At 49.4% G+C, this 2,308-nt stretch carries 3 protein-coding genes; all 3 read right to left on the reverse strand.

Translation table 11 applies throughout. The features are described from left to right. Window positions 1-97: 97 nt before the first annotated feature. Window positions 98-943 (reverse strand): ANT(3'')-Ia family aminoglycoside nucleotidyltransferase AadA16, encoded by an 846-nt coding sequence (locus FJM67_RS17200; protein WP_001749984.1) that lies wholly within the window; start codon window positions 941-943, stop codon window positions 98-100. Window positions 944-1,123: 180 nt separating this feature from the next. Further along, window positions 1,124-1,597, reverse strand: a complete 474-nt coding sequence (gene dfrA27, locus FJM67_RS17205; RefSeq protein WP_001749985.1) for a trimethoprim-resistant dihydrofolate reductase DfrA27 — start codon at window positions 1,595-1,597, stop codon at window positions 1,124-1,126. Window positions 1,598-1,729: 132 nt separating this feature from the next. Next, on the reverse strand, window positions 1,730-2,182 hold the full coding sequence (locus tag FJM67_RS17210) for an NAD(+)--rifampin ADP-ribosyltransferase Arr-3 (RefSeq protein WP_001749986.1): 453 nt from the start codon (window positions 2,180-2,182) through the stop codon (window positions 1,730-1,732). Window positions 2,183-2,308 lie beyond the last annotated feature (126 nt).

Raw genomic sequence — 2,308 nt, forward strand, 5'->3', positions numbered from 1 at the left:
GTAGGGCTTATTATGCACGCTTAAAAATAATAAAAGCAGACTTGACCTGATAGTTTGGCTGTGAGCAATTATGTGCTTAGTGCATCTAACGCCTGAATTAAGCTGCGCCGCGAAGCGGCGTCGGCTTGAATGAACTGTTAGACATCATTGGCGTGGAGCCGAGCAGACTGGCGGCTTCGTGCTTCACAAAGTAAATGAACGCAGTCAACTGATCAGCGCGTGAGGCCAAGCAATCCATCCCTTGTCCAAGGTAAGCCTGCTGGGCTTCAAGCAGCACGGGCTGATGTTGGACGGGCAGGCGTTCCATTACCCAGTTGGCAGCTACATCCTTCGGCGCGATCTTGCCGGTTGCTGCGCTGTACCAAATGCGAGACAAAGTAAGCACTACATTCCGCTCGTCGCCTGCCCAATCCGGTTGTGAGTTCCATAGTTTCAAGGTGTCGGCCAGTGCTTTGAATAGATCGCTTTCCGGGACTGAGTTGAAGAAATCTTCCGCGGCCGAACCTGCCAAGGCAAGGCTGTGTTGCCTTGCTTTAGTTAGCAGAATAGCCAGATCAACATCGGTTGTCGCGGGCTCGAAGATGCCCGCAAGAATGTCCTTGCGCTGCCACTCCCCGAATTGCAGTTCCCGTCTGGCTGGATAACGCCAAGGAACAACATCGCCGTACACGACGATGGTAACTTCCAAGGCACGGAGAGCTTCACTTTGGCCGGGAGAAGCGGAAACTTCCAGGAAATCTACGAACAGAGCCTGCCGCACAGTCTCATCGAGCTGTGCAGTCACAGTAACCAGCAAATCAATATCACTGCATGGCTTCAGGCCACCGTCGAGTGCAGAGCCGTACAAATGCACGGCCAGCAACGTCGATCCCAGATGATGCTCGATGACGTTGAGTGCCTGTGATAGCTGTACCGAAATCTCGGCGGGCACTGCGTTGCTCATGATGTCTAACTCCCAATTTGTGTAGGGCTTATTATGCACGCTTAAAAATAATAAAAGCAGACTTGACCTGATAGTTTGGCTGTGAGCAATTATGTGCTTAGTGCATCTAACGCCGCTAAGCAGCGGCACATTTTGCGTTTTGAGCGCAGCGAAGCAAAATGTGTCCGATGGCTTGGATGGTTAACCCCTTTGCCAGATTTGATAGCGATAATTTATATTTGAATGAAATTCCTGCTCGAACACCACATTGAACTCTTTGGGGATTTCCGGAAAGAAAACATTGCCCTCTGGCTCGGAATCTATTGTCGAGATATGTAGCGTGTCGGCATGGGCGATCAGACTCTTGTAGATCTCTCCACCACCAGAAACAACAACATGGTTCGTAAGAGTCTTTAGCTCCCTCATTGCTGCTTCTATAGATGGAAACACAACCACATCATCGTTAGTAGCTACCGATCCTGAGCGGCTGACAACTGCATACTTTCTATTTGGGAGAGCCCCCATTGCCTCAAATGTTTTACGGCCGACTAAGAGCCATTGATTGTAAGTTATTGCTTTAAAAAGCAGCTGCTCACCTTTAGCGTTCCACGGGATATCCGAGCCGCAGCCAATAACCCCATTTCTTGCTTTTGCAGCCATTAGTGATATTTTCACGATACTCCTTTGGGTTAACGCCGCCATAAACGGCGACAGGGTGGCGCGCCTATTGCGCATAAAATGGCGAAGCCATGCGCAACAGGCGCGGAATCTCTGGCGTCCGGTTTGATGGCTTTGTTATGCAAAGGACTAGTCTTCAATGACGTGTAAACCACGGCGCTTTAAGTCCTCCAACGAATCCAACATTCCCCTTATTAATTCAACAGGATGCCCCTCCCAGTCTTCAACAACGCCAACAATTCTCAAGGGTTCGCAGGTTCTATAGGACTGTGTTGGATTACCGGGAAATCTTTTGTTCGTAAGATTCGGATCGTCTTCGAACGGTCCTGTTGGCTCAACTATGTATATGTAGCCGCGACCCTCGAGGCCAGACAGTGACATAGCAAGTTCAGCTCCCCAAACTGCTGGCTCCATCAAGGCTGAAAAGTAGATGTGCTTAAGAATACGACCGTCCTCGAAATGAGAGATGAACCCTGTGGTTAGCAAGTCACCAATCGCCAAATTGGCTTTGGTTCCATGATAGAACGGTCCTTGCACCTGCTTGTAATTATCATGAGAGATGGGAATCCAATCTTTTACCATTTTAAGACCCTTAATTGTTGGGATTTGGCTGCATAACTTTGTTTTAGGGCGACTGCCCTGCTGCGTAACATCGTTGCTGCTCCATAACATCAAACATCGACCCACGGCGTAACGCGCTTGCTGCTT

The sequence above is a fragment of the Maribrevibacterium harenarium genome (assembly GCF_006385675.1).
Lineage (GTDB): Bacteria > Pseudomonadota > Gammaproteobacteria > Pseudomonadales > Marinomonadaceae > Marinomonas > Marinomonas harenarium.